The organism is Vibrio antiquarius (genome assembly GCF_000024825.1).
Lineage (GTDB): Bacteria > Pseudomonadota > Gammaproteobacteria > Enterobacterales > Vibrionaceae > Vibrio > Vibrio diabolicus.
In genome coordinates, this window is record NC_013457.1 from 478,997 (window position 1) to 498,144 (window position 19,148).

Genomic DNA, 19,148 nt, shown 5'->3' on the forward strand with positions numbered 1-19,148 from the left:
GTGCTCGATAGCATTTCCCTATGTGAACCAATATATACGGAATCTATAAAGCCCAAATTTGTACTAAAGAAATACGTAAGCATCGTGATGTTTTAAGGTCTAGTTTTCATAAACATTAGCGGTGTTTGCCCAGTTTGCTTTTTGAAAAATGCAATAAAAGCACTGTCTGACGAAAACTCCAGCCAATCAGCAACGGCGCTGACTTGCATTCCCGTAGATAACAATTCAACTGCTTTTAAGAGCCTCCACTGTTGACGCCAATCTTGATAATTCATACCCGTTTCCGACTTAAATAATCGTGTTACCGTCTTGGTGCTTGCCCCAACTTTGCTTGCAAGAGTAGTAAGCGAAGGAGCGAGAAATGAAGGTTCAACCAACTCTCGACGAAACGTTGTTAAGCGCCGATGCGATGGCAAAGGCAACTGAAACGAATAACGTTTCGCAGCATAAAACTCCTCCCAGAAGAGTGCCGTCGTATTTACCATCTCGCTGCTAGGCTTATCCCACTCCCAAAATGACATTTTATCAATAAGAGCTTGGAGTAAATTATTCACTTCTATCATCGTGATCTTACTCGGACAGGCAAACTCCTCACAATCAAAATACAAAGATCGATACGCCACCACATTCGTCATTAGTGCGCGATGCGGCGTATTAGGTGGGATCCAAACCGCCTTTGTCGGGGGCAGAATACAAATCGAATCTTTCAGAGCAAAACTCATACAACCTTGATATGCGTACAACAATTGCCCTTTCTTGTGCTGATGCATACCTGAGTCGTGCTTGCCAATATCCGCAGCAATTCCCACTACACAATTAGAAATTTTGTCTGCGTCAAATTGTGTTTCTTCGTCAATAAGTGCCATTTTGTCCGAATGTTGATGTATTTGGTTTTTATGTTGTTATCAGATCAATCATAGCCTCATTTATACTGCCCGCCAACTTCATTAACAATGGGTAACAATATGAATACTAAGCCCTCTTTATGGCTCATGCTGGTTATGTTGATGTTTCCACAAATTGTAGAAACCATCTATAGCCCAGCGTTGAGCTCAATCGCTCTATCATTTGATGTAAACCACGCACAAGCAGCCCAAACATTGTCGATTTACTTCCTAGCTTTTGCCATTGGCGTTGTAGTTTGGGGAGTGCTCGCAGATAAACTGGGAAGAAGGCCTACCATGCTTATTGGGCTCTTTATCTATAGTTGTGCGTCTTTACTCGCAACTCAAACCGAGAGTTTTGCTGTTGTCATGGCTGCGCGAGCCCTGAGCGCATTTGGTATCGCGGTAGGTTCCGTTGTCACACAGACCATGCTTCGTGACGCGTTTGACGGTCAAGAACTGAGTAAAGTCTTCAGCTTAATGGGGATGGGTATATCAATCAGCCCGGTAGTAGGCATGCTATTAGGCGGACAGCTTACAGGGCTTGGTGGATATCGTTATGTATTTTTCGCTTTATTTTTAATCGCGTTAGTATTGCTCGCTTATAACGTTATTAAGCTTCCTGAAACACAGAAAGAACAGACACCAGTACGGTTGCGTCAACTTAGCTGGAAAATGGTAAGAGACGCGCGAATTTGGCGCTCAGGATTACTGGTTGCTTTGTATAACATTGCTCTATTTTCTTATTACCAGCTTGGCGCATTTACTTTCTCAGCACTTGGGTATAGCTCCGAACAATTTGGATACAGTGGCATGGTACTGGGGTTAGGCACTCTGCTTGGGAGTTATTTAAACAAATCCCTAGTGTCTAAAAATGTTCGAAAAAACCAACTACTTTGGCTCTCCGCAGTATTGCTTAGTTTGGGATCAGTCGGTGTGTTGATTCTGAGCCAATCAATCTGGTTTGTTGCTCCAATGATGTTAGTTGTCATGTCGTATGGGATTGCGATACCCAATATACTCAGTGATGCACTCGTTGATTATAAACAACAGGTAGGTAGCGCAGGTGCTTTATTTGGGCTCATGTACTACATCATGATCGGGACGGGATTAGCGATGGCTGGAACAGTACAAAACTTAGGTGTCGTTCTATTAGCATGTAGCTGTTTAGCAATTTTATTAGCGTTTTCTACAAAACAAGTTCATACCGACTTGTGAGTATAATAATGAAATACTCTCCGTAATGGTTCACCGAGAATCTAGAGAATTTTTCAATCAATAGGAACTGAGGAGCACAATAGTAACCGCTCCTCAGTTGTCTTCTAGAGGGCGATCTAAACTAAATTAACCTTAAAGAAGCTCTCTAATTTATCAAATGGGATCACATCCAATTGATCGTAGAGATCCGTATGATTCGCATTTGGAATGATCATCAATTCTTTAGGCTCTGCCGCCGCTTCATACGCCGTTTCACTGAAATAGCGAGAGTGCGCCTTTTCGCCATGAATGAACAACACTGGGCGTGGAGATATCTCTTCAATGTAGGTCAGAATTGGCATATTCATAAACGACAGCGGCGTTGTGAGTGTCCATGCAGCATTTGAGTTAATCGCTCGTGGATGAAAGCCACGTTCAGGAGACTTGTAATAGGCTGCATACTCAATAACAAATTGGGGCTCACCTCCAACTAACTCAAGCGATACTGGCCCGTAAGTAGGTGTTCCATTTTCGGCGTCTTCCCATCGTTGCAGGCTTAGCTGCTCTAACGTTTGCGTGCGCTGCTCAAACGTCGTACTGTCGTTATAGCCTTTAGACATTACACGGGTCATATCATACATCGTACTGGTTGCGACTGCTTTGACGCGTTTATCTGCAGCAACTGCGTTTAACGCCATGCCGCCCCAACCACATATGCCTATCACACCAATTTTCTGACGATCAACGTCTTTCTGTAGGCCAATAAAGTCCACAGCTGCGCTAAAGTCCTCTGTATTGATATCAGGTGATGCAACGTTTCTTGGTTCACCACCACTCTCTCCGGTATACGACGGATCAAACGCTAAAGTAATGAAGCCTCGATCGGCTAATGTTTGAGCATATAACCCTGAAGACTGCTCTTTCACAGCGCCAAATGGACCACTAATGACGATAGCCGCAAGCTTGCCACTTTTATTTTTAGGTCGATAAAGATCCGCTGCCAACATGATGCCATAACGGTTTTTAAAACTCACTTTGCGATGTTGAACTTGGTTACTTTTCGTAAATGTTTTATCCCAGGTGTCACCAAGATTTATTTGCGTCTCAGCTTGAACAGAACTCGTTGAGAGCGATCCGCCTCCCATAGCAACCACGCTGGCACCCGTCATTTTCATCATATTGCGACGACCTTCATCAGGTTCATCTTGGTAACTTGCTTGATTGTCGTTCTGGCTTTTCATGGTAGACACTCCTAATTAACGTAACACACGATGAGTACAGTACGCGGAGGCTTTATCGCTCCTACTTTACTGACACGTACATTGTTGCAACTTTCGTATTTTTTCGTTAACCAGATACTACGCATTGCTTGCCTAATCTTCCGAAGATTGGTCTAAACCTCTTCTAACGTTAATTAAGGCGTAAATAAAAAGCGCCTGTCGGCGCTTTAATTATCCATAGATCTTATTGCCATGTTGGCTCGCCAAACTCTTCACAACGTTGCTTGTCGTAATTTTCAATGCGCCCGCGTTTACCCACAAACTGAACCTGAACAACCATTCCAGCTTCAACATATTCACTGAAATAATCGCAAGAAACACGAAAACTAGTATCGCGTATCACAATTGGTACCCATTCATAGCCGCCGCTGCGTGGTAAGTAAGACTTGAAGGTAATGACACCGTCATCTGAAACGTTGATTTCTTCATCATATTCATTCAACTTATAAAAACGTTGTCCATCAAACTCTGCCTTTGCTTTTTCAATTATTTCCTTCGTTGCTGTCGATTGCATCGGCGTATTTGACACCAGTTGACACCCAACAACAGATGTCAATACGGACAAAGCCAAAGCGAGTTTAGTTATTTTATTCATTTACCTAACCACTGTATAATTATTCAACACTTACCATTTTAAAAGGAGGGAGACCATACTTTATTTTAAAGAAAATAAAAAGCGCCTTTCGGCGCTTTTTATCTGAACATTTCTTATCCAAACATCTCGAGTAAATTTTCTAGAAAAGCTAACTCTTTATTAAAATGAATTTTATTTAGGCTCTCACTGGAATCTATTGCTATTTAATCCCAAGCTTCAAACTCATTGGGCTTTACGTGTTTTATTTTTAATCTAACGTTGGGATCCAGAGCTGTTTCAGTTTCCAATTCACAGTAGTACTCAACAGCATTTTCATCTTCAATCATGTCAACGGAGTTAGCAACGACACTCAACCGCCCACCACCTCTAGTCAATGAAAAATACGCATTCTTGTTTTCATTTACTTCAAACTTCAAAGGAATGAATTCAGGTTCTTCAAAAGAAATATCTATCCATTTATAGTTATCTAAACTCTTCCCTTGTCTTGGAGTATAAACTGTTTTCAACCCATTTTCGTCAACAAAAAAATACATCGAATTCTCGGCTTGATTAAAGCAAGCTTTCAAACTGCCATCTTTATTTTCTAAATCACATGTGAATACGGTGGATTCTTGATCACAGCTTGCACTTACAGAAAGTGAAAGAGACAAGGACGATAAAAAGCTAATGATGTTTATATTCCTAATGAACAAGGAGCCCCCTCATCAAACATTCAAGAGTCACGCGCAAGAACCAGAGGATCGTTATAAGCTAACACATCTATTGTAAATTCAGTGAAACTCCGGTTCATTTGGGTCTTGAAATTGTTCAGGAAATCTTTTGATTAGTTCTTCTTCTAATATCACCGAGCCTGATGATTGACCTCCACCAAACGTGTTCAGCTCGGAAGTCTCTTCGCAAGATGAGCTAAATACAAGCTCACTACCTTTATAAACATGCAAGCTACAGTTATCAGCTAAATAACCGATACTATATCTGTAATCCCCTGAATAGAAAAAAATATTCCTACCTTGTAACTTACCAAGTCTTATATGATAACTTAAAAACTTACCTTTTGGGGTTTCTGCACTTTTTGGGTATTCTAATTCTACTTTATCGCTTGTCCCATATCGATACTTTACATAACCAGTACTTGGACTTCTATGCCCAGCCCCACACAAGGAAACATATTTTCGGTTCTCTAACTTTGCATTAAAGTAAATGTCCTCGTTGCTCTTACACAAAGTGACTGTTGTATCGCTTAGTTTTTTGTCTATCTGTGGGTGTACTGCTAAAACTGGGAAGCTTATTATGAGAATGCTTGACATAGCATGAAGTTTAATATTTTTTATCATTAGTTAAATACCTTATTTTCCCATAAAAGTTTGAAGTTTTCTCTACGCTTCCGGTAAGATTTATTGCTAGTATAACGGTTTACCTTACGTGTTATTTCATTCACAACTTTATCGTTGGCTCCTTTATCTGCCCTCTCAGGACCTTTAATATCTAGCCAAAACCAAGCAGCAGAGCGAGTCGCATATTTAGCCTCTAATATAAGCTCTGGTGTATTTAAAAAATCTACGACGTCCAATGGCCACTCTGATTGATTTTGTAAATGCCATTTATTGAAACGCTCATAATTGTCTCTGCCGGTAAGCTGTTTTAATCCACGCCCCCTAAAAATCCACCCATCATCAGTTGTCAAAAAATCACCATTCTTCATTTCGCTTCTGCCTCCATACATAACGTTAAACAATATCCTTTTGTCATCAAGAGTAGGAGAAGTACCATCTTTTTTAACGAATTTACCATTTTTCTTGTCTGCGATACCGTGAACATCAATATAGCGCTTACCTGCATATTTAGGGTGATCTAAAGGATATCGACGTGACCTAGCAGTATTAAATTCTGATGTATCCAGCGTAGAAATACGATAATTGGTATATTCAGCCATATTTAGGCTCTCACCGGTTTCTTGCATAAGCTGAGCAAAAAAGTGTGTTCTACGTAAAGGCGTATCTAGCTTATAAAAAAGCATGTGATCATTTAGTTCATTAACAATACCTTGTAAGACATCCCGCTTAGAGTCTTTAACTTCAGGGTATACCTCTTGTAGCATTTCTAGAGTAAACTTAAAGGCACCTTGAGTTTGAGGAATAAAAGGCCAATAATGCCAAAGACTCTTATCATCGCTTAGTTGCAAATCACCTTGTAAATCTTGCATCCATGAGAACTTATCTGCTCTTTCCAGTTCGAATTGCGAGAAAAGATCAAAGCTATCCATCACTTGATCGCGCCATGGGGAGTTACGGTAGTCCTCTATAGTCACAAAACCAGCGGAGCACTTAATATCTAGAGCTTCCTTTGCGGTCTGATGGATTGATTCATAAAGACTTTGTGACGACTCTGTATGCCAATCTGTAGGATGTTTCACAATAAATCGCTCAAAGTGTTTACGCTTACCGTCTAAGTATACTTTGGCATCGCGAGCAGTGAACGAGGAGAAGTCCGTTACTTGATCTTCTGTCACAGATTCAAGTAATTGCTGAATAAACGAATTACTCATATCAACGGCACCGCTACTATCGGCTCCATCGAGAACAACAAGTGGATTTTCTTCCGCATTTTTGGGAGAAATCTGTTTTTTGAAAAATTCGGGCGGCTCCTCAAAAGAGAACATCTCGATATGCACACGATTATCTTCTTTCTTAGTTCCAATTGCATCGTTACTGTACTCATGCAGTCCCATGTAACCGATATCTTCCCCAGCTGAAACCTTTATCCCCTCTCTAAATAGGAGTGGGAGTAAAGAAACCACACTACCGTCCCTAATCATTGCCGCCTTGTCCGACATCCATTTAGGTTCTGAAACTGGTTCTGATAGGACAGCAGAGGAATCTTCTAAAATGTCAAAGTCACTATTGAGACCCGAAGCAAACCAAACAATCTTGTTTAACAGTGCTTTTTCGCTACCACTTGCCGATTTACCATTCTCTACCACACGGCACTTTATCATTTTGTAGGTATTTTTGTCGATCTGGTATGGATGGGTCTCCTTCTCTTCTGCATACAGGTATTCAAGTAATGTTCCTTTAGACATCGACTGTTTTTTTTCACCAGAATTAGTAGGCACATCACTATGTTTGAAAGTGCGTACATTTCTCGCTTCTTGTAAACGGTAACGCGTGGTTATAGATGAATTGGCGCCAATATCTGAAGGTGGCGCAAGGTGCATATAAAGTGTATAGAACTTAAATACATCTTCATTATCTTCGGGGTTTACAGCCTCATGCTCGATAAGCACAAAGTTATTACTATACTTAAACTCTTGCTCTTGGTACGTTGATGTTAGGTAATCAGGATTTATGCGAAATGCCACTATTTTTCCATCAAGCATCGCTTGAATAGGTCTGAGCCCTTTCCCCCACGGTAACATTTTTGATGTTAAGTGAATGCCACTATGCCAACCGTACCCTTGTCCTATTAAATAACGACCGCTCTTAGCTTGATCAAACAATTTCGTAAAATCACTGAGCGTGTAGTAAGCGCCACCTTCTCGTTGCGCTATCGGAAAAACTGCATCCATGATTTAAATGTCCTAGTCAGAAAAGTTATCGTCAAAAGTGACAAATGATGGGCGGTTCAAGTTGTTTGACTTCGTGTACACCACCGCATTAACCCTACCTAAATTAGTAGCAAAGCTAGATTGGCTCGCTATGTTAACGGTACTCCCAAGGGCCATTGCCGATATAGAAATTAGGGTGTCATTTTTGGTTTCGAAAATTTGGCTAATGACGTCAGGAAGTGCTTGTTTGAAGTGGTTAAGTGCTTTTTTATAACCGTTTATACCCTCTTCAACAGAACTCAACGATCTTGCAGAAGCTTGGCTTTGTATGAAATCTAAACGACCGATGATTTCACTGTTTAGCTCATCGATGTATGAACAGATTTGATTGTTTATCAACGTCCATAAAACAAACTGCAAATACTTCACAGTATTCCCAGTCCCTAAAAAGCGAAGCTTCGCTAATAATTCATAGGGAGGCTCAAACACATCAGCTTGATATAAGACTCTCAATATATCGCCATTTTCGTGCACTTGCTCCAAGAGCAGTTCAACTAAAGGTTCATATTTCTCTAGCGCAGTAGTATCAGTTTGGATGTGATAAAGTGCCGAAACATAAGCATCAGAAAAATCTTTAGAGTGATTTTGACTAATCGCATAAGGAGACGATATACGGCTTTGCTCTAACACAATATCTTTAAAGTCATCATCACTGAAGGATGGGGACATCAATATCCCCCAGTCATTAGCAACCCCAACACGATCTTCCCAAAATGGCGAGCGGCGACCTGCGACAAACGTACAAAAATCATTCGGATCAGGGTAAGTTTCCGTCACAATATTTTCAGCTAAAGATTGGTTCGGCGTATAAGAGTCTTGAGTTTCGCTGAGCACTAACTTGCATTCTTTTAGAGCGAGACCATTAACAGATGCTTTTCCGCTAGAATCCAGCACTCCACTCCCAATGACAGCACCTGAAGGTTCGACTAAAGAAAATTGTGCATTAGAGTAAGGGAGCCCATTTGGATATTTGCATTCTATATCCAACGTATACGTCCCTTCCTGCTCTTCCGTCACAGAAACCGATGGGTTTTGTGCCCCACCAAGACACATGGTATTAGCTTTGTTCATGGTCATTTGATCGGATAGACGACATACGCCTTTGCCCTCAAATTTAACCGTTGGTGAAGCTGAAATGAATTTTGCTTCGGCTTCTATCGTGCCTGAGGCAACGCCTTTTCTGTCACCGCCCGCATCGCCAGTACTTTTTGAGAACGTACTGCCCTTGATAGCGACACTGTTACCGCCATCCATAGAGACTGTCGTAGTCCCACCAGCAAGGTCTGCTGATTTAGCATTGTTGCCATAAGGGATAGGAACGACTGGCTTGCCGACCTTAGTTAAACAAACATCTGGGAGCGTTGCATTCGCTTCACCACCTGAGCCTTTATGAACTATCGAAAGTCCATTCGCACCAACTGTTACGCCCATAACCAATCCATTTGAATTTTATTGATTGAATGATAAAAGAGATCGCACATAGCAATCTCTCTAAATGACTAGTGAATTTCACTAAAAGACCAGTGATATTCACAGCAAACCTTAAAACTGGCAGAAGATCTCATTTTTAGATTTCTGGTTATCTATACACTTCAAGCAGTTGCTGGAATTTTAAGTCTATGACGATGTAGGTTGCCGCATACATAAGCGCAAACGTAATCGCACTAAGACTCAAGATCAGCTTGGGTGAAATTACCCTTTTTAACGGCTTCTTTAGGTATTTAGCTTTAAGGTTGATTAAAGAAACTTTTTCTTGTTCTGCTAGGCGGTCATCTCGCACTAATCGATAAATGGTGCTGCCAATTTCCGCTAACTTTTCGTTACCACGCTCTTCACGGCCGTACTTGCCTTGGAAACCAAGTTGAAGCAATAAATAGAGAAACTCTATAACGTGACGGTATTTGCGAGGGTCGGCTTTTAAGCGGTCGAGAATAACGAAAAACTTGTCACCACCAGATGTTTCGTTATGGAATTCAGACAGTAAGCTGTTCTGGCTCCAGTGACTATTTGCCCCCCATTCTTGCCGACAAACAGATTCATCAATCGCCGCACACAAGCAGTAACGAATAACAAGAACCGAAGCACGATCGAGCTCCATTTCATTAAGTTTTCGTTCACCTTTTCGAATCTCACGTGCCACTTGTTCACGAAATGGCATCGGGTCATCAAGCCAAGGGATCGAAGACATACAAGACAGACTGGCGATCAACCATGAGAATTGATCCACCAGCGGGTTAATACCCATGTTGTCGATAGATAGATCTTGTACTGCGATGTTTCTCGATAAGTCAGGCGCTGGCATTACCTCCATTGGTTTGCCAGGCTCTGGTTGGAATAAGACTACGGTGACGTCTGTTTCTGCGTAACTCATAGACGAACGGCCCAAAGTTGCAATGATAAGTTAGCGAAATCGCCCGCAACGTGAATCGCAATCGCAGCAGTGTTCTTCAATGCCATCCACTCTTCACCCGTTTTATCGAGCTCGAAATAGGTATAGCCAGCGTGATACGGCAGCGCGCGTGGCACAACTGGCATTGGTTTGATCTCAATCCCTGGCAGTTGAAGGTTAATCAAGTCGCGAATGTTATCGATTGAACCGATCTTCGTTTGGCTGACAAACTGCGTATGCAGGACATCCAAGGTAACGTCGGCTTTAACTGCAAGAATAAAGGTCGTCGTATCAATGATCTTATTGTCAGGGATCGCTGCCGTTCTGATGCCATAGTTCTGATCTTTTAAGGTCAGTGGAATTGCTCTTTGTTCAGACATCACGCTCAATGTCATTTTCGCACTGTCTAGAACGCGAGAAAGACAGCTAGTAAGATCACCATGATTGTATTTAGTAAACTCAATAGGTCGGCGTGTCGTCGAGCACAGCGTCGAAAGCTCGCCCTCTGCCTGAAGAAGAATTCGATACAAAGACTCAGGGTGTACAGCTTCTGTGTTTGCAAAATGCCAAAACAAGGGTTCGTATCTATTGAGCGCTTGCAATAGCATAAAGTCAGAAACTGATGATACGCCTTGTTGATCCACCACTCCCAGTCGCTGAACTATGGATTCTGCGCGGTGCTTGAGCATAGAAGCAAACTCCGTCGCGAACTTATTAAGTACCGTAGATGCGTGAATATCAATACAGGTAGGAATGAAACTATCATCTAAGATCACGCTGCCATCTGGCTTCACTTCAGAGATCTTGAGGATCGGAATAGACGTGTAAGCACTTTTATCTTCATGGTCGTACATTAAGCAAAAGTTAAGCTTACCGACGACGATATTTGCCATGTCTTCCGAATCATAACAAGCATCAACCGCTTCTTGAGATTCCATCGTATAACGTGCACCGTCTTTTTTAGTGCCAAATAACTCAGAACGTTCCGATGGTAACGGACAGCACAAATAAACCACTTTATCGGCAATCGAAGGATCCACATCTTTCACTTCTGGTAGTTCAGCGAGCAGTGGAAGCTCAAATGGCGTACGGTCCTGTAGGATGCCTTCTGCACGCGTAATACCAATTTTACCGAGAGCTAGCAGTTGTGAATTAATTTCCAAACGCTTAATCCCCCAATGTAAAGGAGACGCGTTGTTGCTCAACATACTCGACAGTTTACTTTGCGAACGATCGAGTTGTTGAAAATGCTGCGGCTTCATGAACATTCCATCTTGCCAAACAACTGGATTGTATAAAGACATGTTTCTATCCCTTAAAAGTAAACCTGTTCAATGCCGCGAGTATTATCAGAAATTAACTCACTGCCTTCTAACTTGAGCTTGATGTAGTACTCGCTCTTCTCTTCAATGACTTCAACTTTACGCCATGACGAACCATCAATATCACGAAAGGCCACAGAAAAACCGACGGCACGAGTGTCAGGGTCTAGCGTTAGCATTTCATGAACTTTTCCACCTGGCTGTATTTGATATTCATAACGTTTGATGTACTCATCACCCAACGACGCTTTATCGTTTTCAAACAGCGCAAAAAAATCTAAGCTTCGGAATAAAACTGGCGAATTTAATTCGTGAAGGCGGAGAATGACCGGAGATGACTGCCCCCCATCTCTCACATTGAGTACAGGTGACGCCTCAATAACCAATTCAATGGACGAAGTTTCTGGTGTGATACCCGTGGACTCTTTAAATTGATCCCACATGGAACAACCGGACAACATGGCAAATCCGAGTAATACGGCGATACTACGCATGGTTTCCCTTAATCACTTTGTTATAGTTTTTCTTAATCAGCCCTTTTAAGGATGTTTCGTTGAGCAGGCGACGATTGTTAGAGTAGAAATCTAAATATTCGCCCCACAGTTTTGACTTCGTTGAGAACAAAGATTGACTCGCCACTTTGTTAGCAAATGCAACGGGATCGTTCGTCTCTGATTGTTCTAAAATGAGCTCATTCAGCGCTTTGTTAAACGTGACTTGGTGGTCATTCAACTCATCAAGCATTTGTTCTACCAGTTCATTTGGAGCCAGTAGATGTTGGCTATTGAGAGTCAGCATCAGCTCTGCAATGTTAGAGTTAGACTCACTCGTACTCTGCTCTTCTTTCAAGGACTCTACTTCGTGTAATTCTTTCTGTAGGTTATCAATACATAAGCGCAAACAAGTGCCCATTTGTTTGAACAACTGAGCTTCATTCGTCATTAGCTCAGGATTTCTTATACCCAAACCATCAAAAAACGCTTGTGCTATATCTTGAGAACAGGCGGTTGCTTCGATACCCGCTTGCTCTTTAGTCGTACTGTTTATCGTAGGTTCTACCGCAGGCATTTGAAGTGGCTGATTAGTTTGAGAAGAAGGAGTAAATGACTGTGTCATCTCTTCCCATTTTGAACCTTTAGCAGTATGTTCGACGATCGTCTCTGTGGAGTTAGGTGCACGATGTTGTCTTTGAACTGCCCTATCTAGAATCGTCGTTTGGGGTTGAACCGTCTCTTCTGAGACAATATCTTCTCTATATGGCGTATCGTTCTCTCCCCCTAACGAACCCTTTATTGATGCGTTACTCTTGGTCTCCGTAGCCATCCAATCTTCAGGGATGAGGCTTGGCTGATCGAACTCGGAGTATATGCTGAAACTGTCATCGACCACCTGACGTGTGCTTTCCACCGTTTTAGGCTGTTCAGGTTCTGGATGCTCATCGTCACGAATTAAATAATCATCATCTCGCTGCATTGAAAAGTTAAGGTGCGCAACAGGATCATGACAATCAATGTCATCCTGTTTAGTCTCCATAAACAAATCTTCTAAAGCGCCTACTTTTTCTTCTTCTTCGACAACTGCGTCACCGAGGCTAACCAAAGGATCATTGGATACTCGCTCAGGGGCTATATCAGCGGCAATGTCTTGTGTCGAGGTAACATGCTCCAGAGAAACGCCAATTTCATATTGTCCTAAAGAAATAATATCGCCATCGACTATCGCAACAGGTTGATTTTTTAGTATTTTGTTCCCGTTAACCATAGTGCCATTGGTGGATACGTCACTAATATAGTAGGTATCTCCATACACACTGATTAGGCAATGAGTGCCTGATATAAAGCGGTTGTGATCGGTTAAAGACACACTACAACTTGGTGAACGCCCCATTGAACCGCCACTCTCGGGCATTTCAATGTGCTTAGCACCCGTGTATTCCTCTGGGCATTTAGAAATAAATAGAACTAGCTGATTTGAGTGCATCTATATACCTCAAAATAGCATAGAAACAGACAGTTCAAGCCCACCTATCCCATCATTGATAACTGGGAGAATATAAGAGGCTTGAGGAATGATTTGTATATGAGCATCTGGGTTACTACCTAGCTTAATGACCGTACCAACGGCGATAACTGCACCCAGCTCGAACTGATCGATGTCCTCGACACTCTTATAGCGGTAACCTTCTGGGTCAACTTCCCAACGGTTTGAATATTGTGAGTAACCTGCAGATAAACCAGCACCTACGTACGGTGTGAAAACGCTCCAAGAAGCCAGCGCATATTGCGGTACAACACGAAGTTCATAGTTAGTTACTTCTTGATATAGACCGCTAGCTGGCGCTTCGATATCTTCTGCTAGGTAGTTAAGCCCTAACCACCAGCGCCAACGGTTATTATTTTCATCAATAGGGCGAGAATGAACCAAGCCAAACCTTAGAGTGTCTTGTTCACCACTGTTACCTTCTTCGTAATTAATGCTATCGATAGTCAACATACTGGCAGAGAGTCCATAACGCTCTCCCTTTGCGACTGCAAAAGAAGAAAATAGACACATGGCTGAAATCAGCCCGATTTGACTTGGTTTTAGCATTTCGTCCCTCTAGGAAAACCGATATTCTACTTAGAGGCGAAAGATATCAATTATATTCTCTTTTTCAATAAGCCTAAAAAAACACCTATAACTTAATACATTTCAACTATAGGGTTGGTTATTTTACCTACAAACAAAAACTAATGGACCGAACTGAGTTAAAGCAATGAGCCTGTAAACCTATTTAATTAAATAAAAATTAAGAAGGCTCTACCACCAATTTAAGAGGGCTAATTTAAAGAACACAGGCGAACAAAAAACAGACAAAGTTAACAATTTAGTCACATTTATTAACTCAAAAGATCGACTTCGTCATATATAAGGCTCTCCTTAAAAACAAATCGAACTATTGACATTAATATTATGAACAAAGATCACACTAAGGATAATTTAATTTATTTTTTAAGTGTTTTTATTATCTAAACAACTTCTTTTATCTATAGAATCACTTCGGTAATGCACTGCTTACAATTTAATATAACAGCAGTGGAGTCCTATATACCTTAATACTTCTATATGATCAGTTGGAATTTGCCTTATGTTTTTTAGCGACTTCGCTCGAAGACCAATCGATGAAAATAACCCAAGCGGCTCTAACCCTAATGGCTCTGAAGACTTTGACGAAATAAAACGTCAAATAAATAATCTTAATAAAGTCACCGGAAGAGTCTCTTGGAAAACGGTTCAAACACTCTCAAAAAAAATCTTGAGCACTCACTCTAAAGACTTACGTTGTTGCTGCTACTTCACGGTCGCATCAACATATAACGATGGTCTAAGAGGCCTTGTTGAAGGGTTAAATTCATTGCTTGATGTGTGTGTCGTCTATTGGAACACCGCATACCCTGAACATTCAAAGTCAAAAGCACGAATGAGCGCAATTGAATGGATGGTGGAGCATACTGAAAAACGTATTAATAAGCACCGTGCGTTGCCGGAAGAACTTCCACTGATTGAAGCTGCGCACCAGTTGTGTTTAAGAATAGAGGAAGAGCTTCGCCTTCATTACGGTATTCAAGCGCCTTCATTTGGTCGCATTCGTCGTATCTTAAACCAATGGGCTGAACAGATAAAAGAACAACAACATGCCATAGAGTTACGTGAGAAAAAACAAGCAAATACTAACGCTTCAGCTTCCGCACAGGCAACACCTGAAATTAAAGTGAATGTATCTCCCTCTCCTGCCCCGGACTCGCCATCCCCCCTCAATAACAATGAAAAAACGACCCCAACAAAGTCCGGCCGATTTATGATCTACTTCATCATTGGCTTGATTGTTACGGCGATATGTTCACATTTTGTTTACGAACAACAACGCTATCGAACGCTGGAGCAAAAAATTAGTCAAGCTTCACTTAATGAACTTGTAAAGTTGGTCGCCTCGTTAGATTACGAAAATAAAAAATATGCCCAGTCACTGAAAACACCAACTATTAATCGCGTAGATATTATGATGAATAACTGGTTTTTAGACTCGGCCAAAGTAAGTAACGTCAGCGAGCTCGATAGCTTGACCAATGAATTAATCGCAATCTATCCAGATTCATCTTCTGCCCAGCAGTTACGTCAAAACTTTTTGACACAGAGCGCCCATTTAGAAGACCAGTTTATGGATGTGTATAAGCGATTTTCAGACGCAAGAACGGTGTTTGCCAACGTAGCTAGACAGAATGTAGATAAGAACTCTAAAACGGCGTACGAATATAGTAACTCACTATTCCCGCTTCTAGGTCGTATTGAATACGCTGAAAAGTATTCACAGCAAAAGGAAATTGACCGCGCAACCCTTTTACTGAACATCTACCTATATAAATTGAGTCAGCTACAAGCTGAAAAAACTGACAATAAATAACAATACAATTAAAGAAGTTTTAGGCTTATGTTCAAACAAAAACTGTTTAGAAATCCAGTTGTGATTTCTACTATATTAACGCTTTTAGTGGCGATAACCATTACCGCTATTTATCTTCTTTTTCTAAAAGATGCAGATAGACTGTATCTTTGGCTGAGCCTTAGTGTTATCGCCATTTTCTACGTCACTTTTCAATTCACACTATGGTTGAAAAAAAAGAACAGCGCTAAAGCTCAAAATTTGGAAACTGAGGAAGAAGCTCTTTCTATGGTTATCCAACCTCTTCTTGCTAACTCAGGCAAGAAACCAATTTATCTGATGCTTGGTAATAAAGGGTCAGGGCGACGTCAATTTTTATTTAATTCTAGTGCAATTAAACCAATGGATCGCACGAGAACCGCTAAGAATGATTTTTTTGAATGGTACGAATCTGACAGCGCTGTATACATCAAACCTGACCAACGCTTAGTGTTTCAAGAAATATCAAGCAGTGATGCTTCTTTATGGAATACATTCATCGAAGAAGTGATTCGCCACCGACCTAGAAAACCATTTTCTGGCTGTTTATTCTTTATCGACTTCGAGTTCATGATCGTCTCTGAGCCAGAACAAAAAGAGTACACTATTTCGTCGTTATTGGAGCGCTTGAGCACTATCAACTCTAAAACGTCGTCAGCATTACCCATTTATCTAATTATGTCGAAGCTAGACAAGTTAGATGGATTTAAAGAATACATGCACTTTAGCTCTCTTAAGACACGTGTAGAGTTCCTTTCTATCCCACTGAAAGAGGCCAAAGGTGTTTTTTCAGAATACTATCGTGATAGTTACCGAAATCTAGTTAAAGTGCTTGAAAGTAACGCGCTAGATGCATCAGCTAACTCAACAGATATCGACGAGAAACAGGCAATTCTCGCTTTCCCTAAGCAGTTTGAGCTATGTCAGTCTGAAGTCAGCTATGTTCTAGAGCGTCTGTGTGATGTTAACAACGGTGTTTATTCGCTAGATATCCGTGAAATTTTCTTTAGCTCAAGTTTACAAGGCGGTCGTAAATACAATTTACTAGCAAAAAGTTGTAGTAACTACTTCAACTTACCAATTATCGCCTCTGAGCATACCCAGTTGACGGAAACACCGTATTTTTCTCGCTTTCTGATTGATTCGCAAATATTGCCTGAAAGCGATTTTGCGGGAGAAAACAAGACGTATCTTCGTCTAATTCAGAGACAAAGCCGTTTAGCCATACTCGGCTCCATTATTCTGCTTGCTGGCGGTGGTTACTTTTTTGCAACTACGTTAGACAGTAATTTACATGTGATGAATCAACTACTAAGTATTGATGACAAATCACAAGCAGAGCACGATGCAAGATTTAGTGAGCTTTTAGAAAATGCAACCAAAGCGATAGAACCGTCTTATGGGGCATGGCTTAAAGGTTCTAAGGCTTTAGATGAGGAAATATTACCACTCAATATTAGCCGTTTGGATCAAAGCACTCGCATTGCCTACGAAGCGTTACTTAAGGAAGTCGCTCAGCAGCTAATACCTCTGATTGAGAAAGGTTACCGCCTACAATTGGCACAAAATCAAAACGCTTTCACGCGCGCTTTACCTCTATTGAAGGGGTATTTAATGCTTAACGATCCATCTAAGCGTGATATCCGTTTTTTACGTCATCAAACACTCCAAATGATGAGTGATTTGAGTAACCGAAGTGACGTCGTTGATCAGGCCATGCGCTACTTAGACGCCTACTTTCGCACACAATTTGCTCCAATCGATATCAACATGGATCTTGTTCGTGCAACACGTCGCTCATTACTTGCAAATTCGAATGTCGACCTCGTGTATGCAGGCATTTTAAACGAAGCAAGCTCTATTGATTTAGGAACATTAGATCTGCAACGAGCCGTCGGTTTTGAGTTTAGCAATGTATTTAATACGCCAATCGATAGCGAACGCTTAATCGTCGATAAGATCTATACCTCCACTGGTTTTAGCACCTTTTATCGACCACGCGTGGACTTAATGTCACAACGAGTAATCAGCGACAACTGGGTTCTAGGTCTATCGCAACATGTCATCCCTACCAACGAAGAGCAAGAAGCCTTTAAAGAAGAAGTGCGAAAAAAATATACTGATGACTACATCAATAACTGGCGTAATGCGCTGAGTGAGCTCAAAGTCCAAAACTATGACAACGTTGGTGACCTGACCAACGCGATAGACTTAATCTCTGGCCCTTCTTCACCAATGACAACGGTATTGAAGCAGGTCTATGCCAACACACAATTTTCACCCGTTGGCGAAAAAAGCGCTCTAATTTCAAAACTTGACCCGAAACTCGCGGCAGCAGCAGATTCGGCATCAGATGCTGTAGAAGAAGTGGTAAAGCCTGATTACTTGCTAATGCAACGTGTTGAGCAAGCCTTTCACTTATTAAACCAGCTTCAAGTGAGTGAGACACCAAACTCCCCTACTCCTTGGGATGAGACCGTTGCAGCGTTGAGCCGTGTTCGCACCTACATGAAGGACATCGCCGACGCGCCAGATCCACAAATGGCGGCGCTAGCAGCAGCACAGCATCGAATGAACAGTACTGAGGCGGACCCATTAATCAAGCTTAAACAGATTGCACAAAAATCACCAGAACCCGTTCGCAGCTGGTTACTAGATGTGGTTCAGCAAAGCTGGTCAGTAATGATTACAGAGTCCGCAAAAGGCATCCAAACTCAGTGGTACAGTGAAATTTATACCAAGTTTAAAGAGATTGGATTGGGGAAATATCCATTTGACCTAACAGCGACCGAGGAAATCTCAATTGAAGATTTCGAATTGCTATTTGCTTCAGGTGGTTTGTTAGACACATTTATTCAGAAAAACTTTGCACCGTTCTACGATACGAACTTGTGGACGCCAAAGCAGGTAGATGGTGAGACGATGCCAATCTCTCCAGCTCTGCTAGTGCAACTACGCAACTATAATGTCATTCGAGATACATTAATTAATAAAAGCACCAACCGAGTTCATATTCCGTTTAGTGCAAGAGTACTCGACCTTGACTCTAGTGCAATTAGAGCCAGTTTAAAAATTGCGGATACCAATATGAGTTACTACCACGGTCCAAGCCGAATTCGTGAAATGGCCTGGCCACCGCAAAATGGTGACTTCAATATTAGTATCACACTCCAGGATGTAACAGACGAAGGTAGACAGCACGTTTTAAACAAGAGTGGTCAATGGGCGATATACAGATTGCTAGGTGACTCGACCTTGACAAACACTCATAACGGCAGCTTTGTCAGTGACATAAAAGTGTCAGGGAGGGACTTAAGCTTACGCATCACTCCATTGACGCAGAAAAACCCATTCACTCTTGCTGAGCTATATAACTTTACGCTCCCAGAGTCGATTAAATAACAATATAAAAACAAAA

General features: G+C 41.5%; 14 protein-coding genes and 1 pseudogene. 3 read left to right on the forward strand and 12 right to left on the reverse strand.

The genetic code is table 11. From position 1 onward, the window contains the following. Window positions 1–92: 92 nt before the first annotated feature. Window positions 93–866, reverse strand: coding sequence for an AraC family transcriptional regulator (locus VEA_RS17135; RefSeq protein ID WP_006741074.1), 774 nt, complete (start codon window positions 864–866; stop codon window positions 93–95). A gap of 99 nt (window positions 867–965) precedes the next feature. Between VEA_RS17135 and VEA_RS17140 the strand changes: the two genes are divergently transcribed. Beyond that, a complete protein-coding gene (locus VEA_RS17140) occupies window positions 966–2,102 on the forward strand; it encodes a multidrug effflux MFS transporter (RefSeq protein ID WP_006741075.1) in 1,137 nt (378 codons plus the stop codon). Between the two features lie 116 nt (window positions 2,103–2,218). Here the strand turns inward: VEA_RS17140 and VEA_RS17145 are convergent, their stop codons facing one another. From VEA_RS17145 to VEA_RS17195, 11 genes and pseudogenes are all read right to left on the reverse strand, one after another. Next, window positions 2,219–3,322: an alpha/beta hydrolase gene (locus VEA_RS17145; protein ID WP_006741076.1), complete on the reverse strand. Its 1,104-nt coding sequence runs from the start codon at window positions 3,320–3,322 to the stop codon at window positions 2,219–2,221. 223 nt (window positions 3,323–3,545) lie between these two features. Then, window positions 3,546–3,956, reverse strand: coding sequence for a hypothetical protein (locus VEA_RS17150; protein WP_006741077.1), 411 nt, complete (start codon window positions 3,954–3,956; stop codon window positions 3,546–3,548). A gap of 203 nt (window positions 3,957–4,159) precedes the next feature. Then, window positions 4,160–4,648, reverse strand: coding sequence for a hypothetical protein (locus tag VEA_RS17155; RefSeq protein ID WP_230198162.1), 489 nt, complete (start codon window positions 4,646–4,648; stop codon window positions 4,160–4,162). Between the two features lie 78 nt (window positions 4,649–4,726). Next, entirely contained in the window at window positions 4,727–5,290 is a 564-nt protein-coding gene (locus tag VEA_RS22995; RefSeq protein WP_049775473.1) for a hypothetical protein, read from the reverse strand. Next, on the reverse strand, window positions 5,290–7,521 hold the full coding sequence (locus VEA_RS17165; RefSeq protein ID WP_006741081.1) for a hypothetical protein: 2,232 nt from the start codon (window positions 7,519–7,521) through the stop codon (window positions 5,290–5,292). Before VEA_RS17165 ends, VEA_RS22995 begins: the two co-directional genes overlap by 1 nt. A gap of 897 nt (window positions 7,522–8,418) precedes the next feature. Next, a pseudogene (locus VEA_RS24680) lies at window positions 8,419–8,991 on the reverse strand (DUF4150 domain-containing protein); the annotation flags it as partial. A 148-nt stretch (window positions 8,992–9,139) separates the two neighbouring features. Next, window positions 9,140–9,931, reverse strand: a complete 792-nt coding sequence (gene icmH / locus VEA_RS17175; RefSeq protein ID WP_006741083.1) for a type IVB secretion system protein IcmH/DotU — start codon at window positions 9,929–9,931, stop codon at window positions 9,140–9,142. Then, window positions 9,928–11,253, reverse strand: a complete 1,326-nt coding sequence (tssK, locus tag VEA_RS17180; protein WP_006741084.1) for a type VI secretion system baseplate subunit TssK — start codon at window positions 11,251–11,253, stop codon at window positions 9,928–9,930. The genes icmH and tssK overlap by 4 nt, the downstream gene beginning before the upstream one ends. A gap of 11 nt (window positions 11,254–11,264) precedes the next feature. Further along, complete coding sequence (gene tssJ, locus VEA_RS17185) at window positions 11,265–11,765, reverse strand: type VI secretion system lipoprotein TssJ (RefSeq protein WP_005392625.1); 501 nt, start codon at window positions 11,763–11,765, stop codon at window positions 11,265–11,267. Then, window positions 11,758–13,251 (reverse strand): type VI secretion system-associated FHA domain protein TagH, encoded by a 1,494-nt coding sequence (gene tagH, locus VEA_RS17190; RefSeq protein WP_006741085.1) that lies wholly within the window; start codon window positions 13,249–13,251, stop codon window positions 11,758–11,760. The genes tssJ and tagH overlap by 8 nt, the downstream gene beginning before the upstream one ends. Window positions 13,252–13,260: 9 nt before the next feature. After that, entirely contained in the window at window positions 13,261–13,860 is a 600-nt protein-coding gene (locus VEA_RS17195; protein WP_006741086.1) for a hypothetical protein, read from the reverse strand. Window positions 13,861–14,398: 538 nt separating this feature from the next. Between VEA_RS17195 and VEA_RS17200 the strand changes: the two genes are divergently transcribed. Together VEA_RS17200 and tssM are read left to right on the forward strand one after the other, a co-directional pair. Next, complete coding sequence (locus VEA_RS17200; protein WP_006741087.1) at window positions 14,399–15,712, forward strand: type VI secretion system ImpA family N-terminal domain-containing protein; 1,314 nt, start codon at window positions 14,399–14,401, stop codon at window positions 15,710–15,712. A 27-nt stretch (window positions 15,713–15,739) separates the two neighbouring features. Continuing rightward, a complete protein-coding gene (gene tssM, locus VEA_RS17205; protein WP_006741088.1) occupies window positions 15,740–19,132 on the forward strand; it encodes a type VI secretion system membrane subunit TssM in 3,393 nt (1,130 codons plus the stop codon). Window positions 19,133–19,148 lie beyond the last annotated feature (16 nt).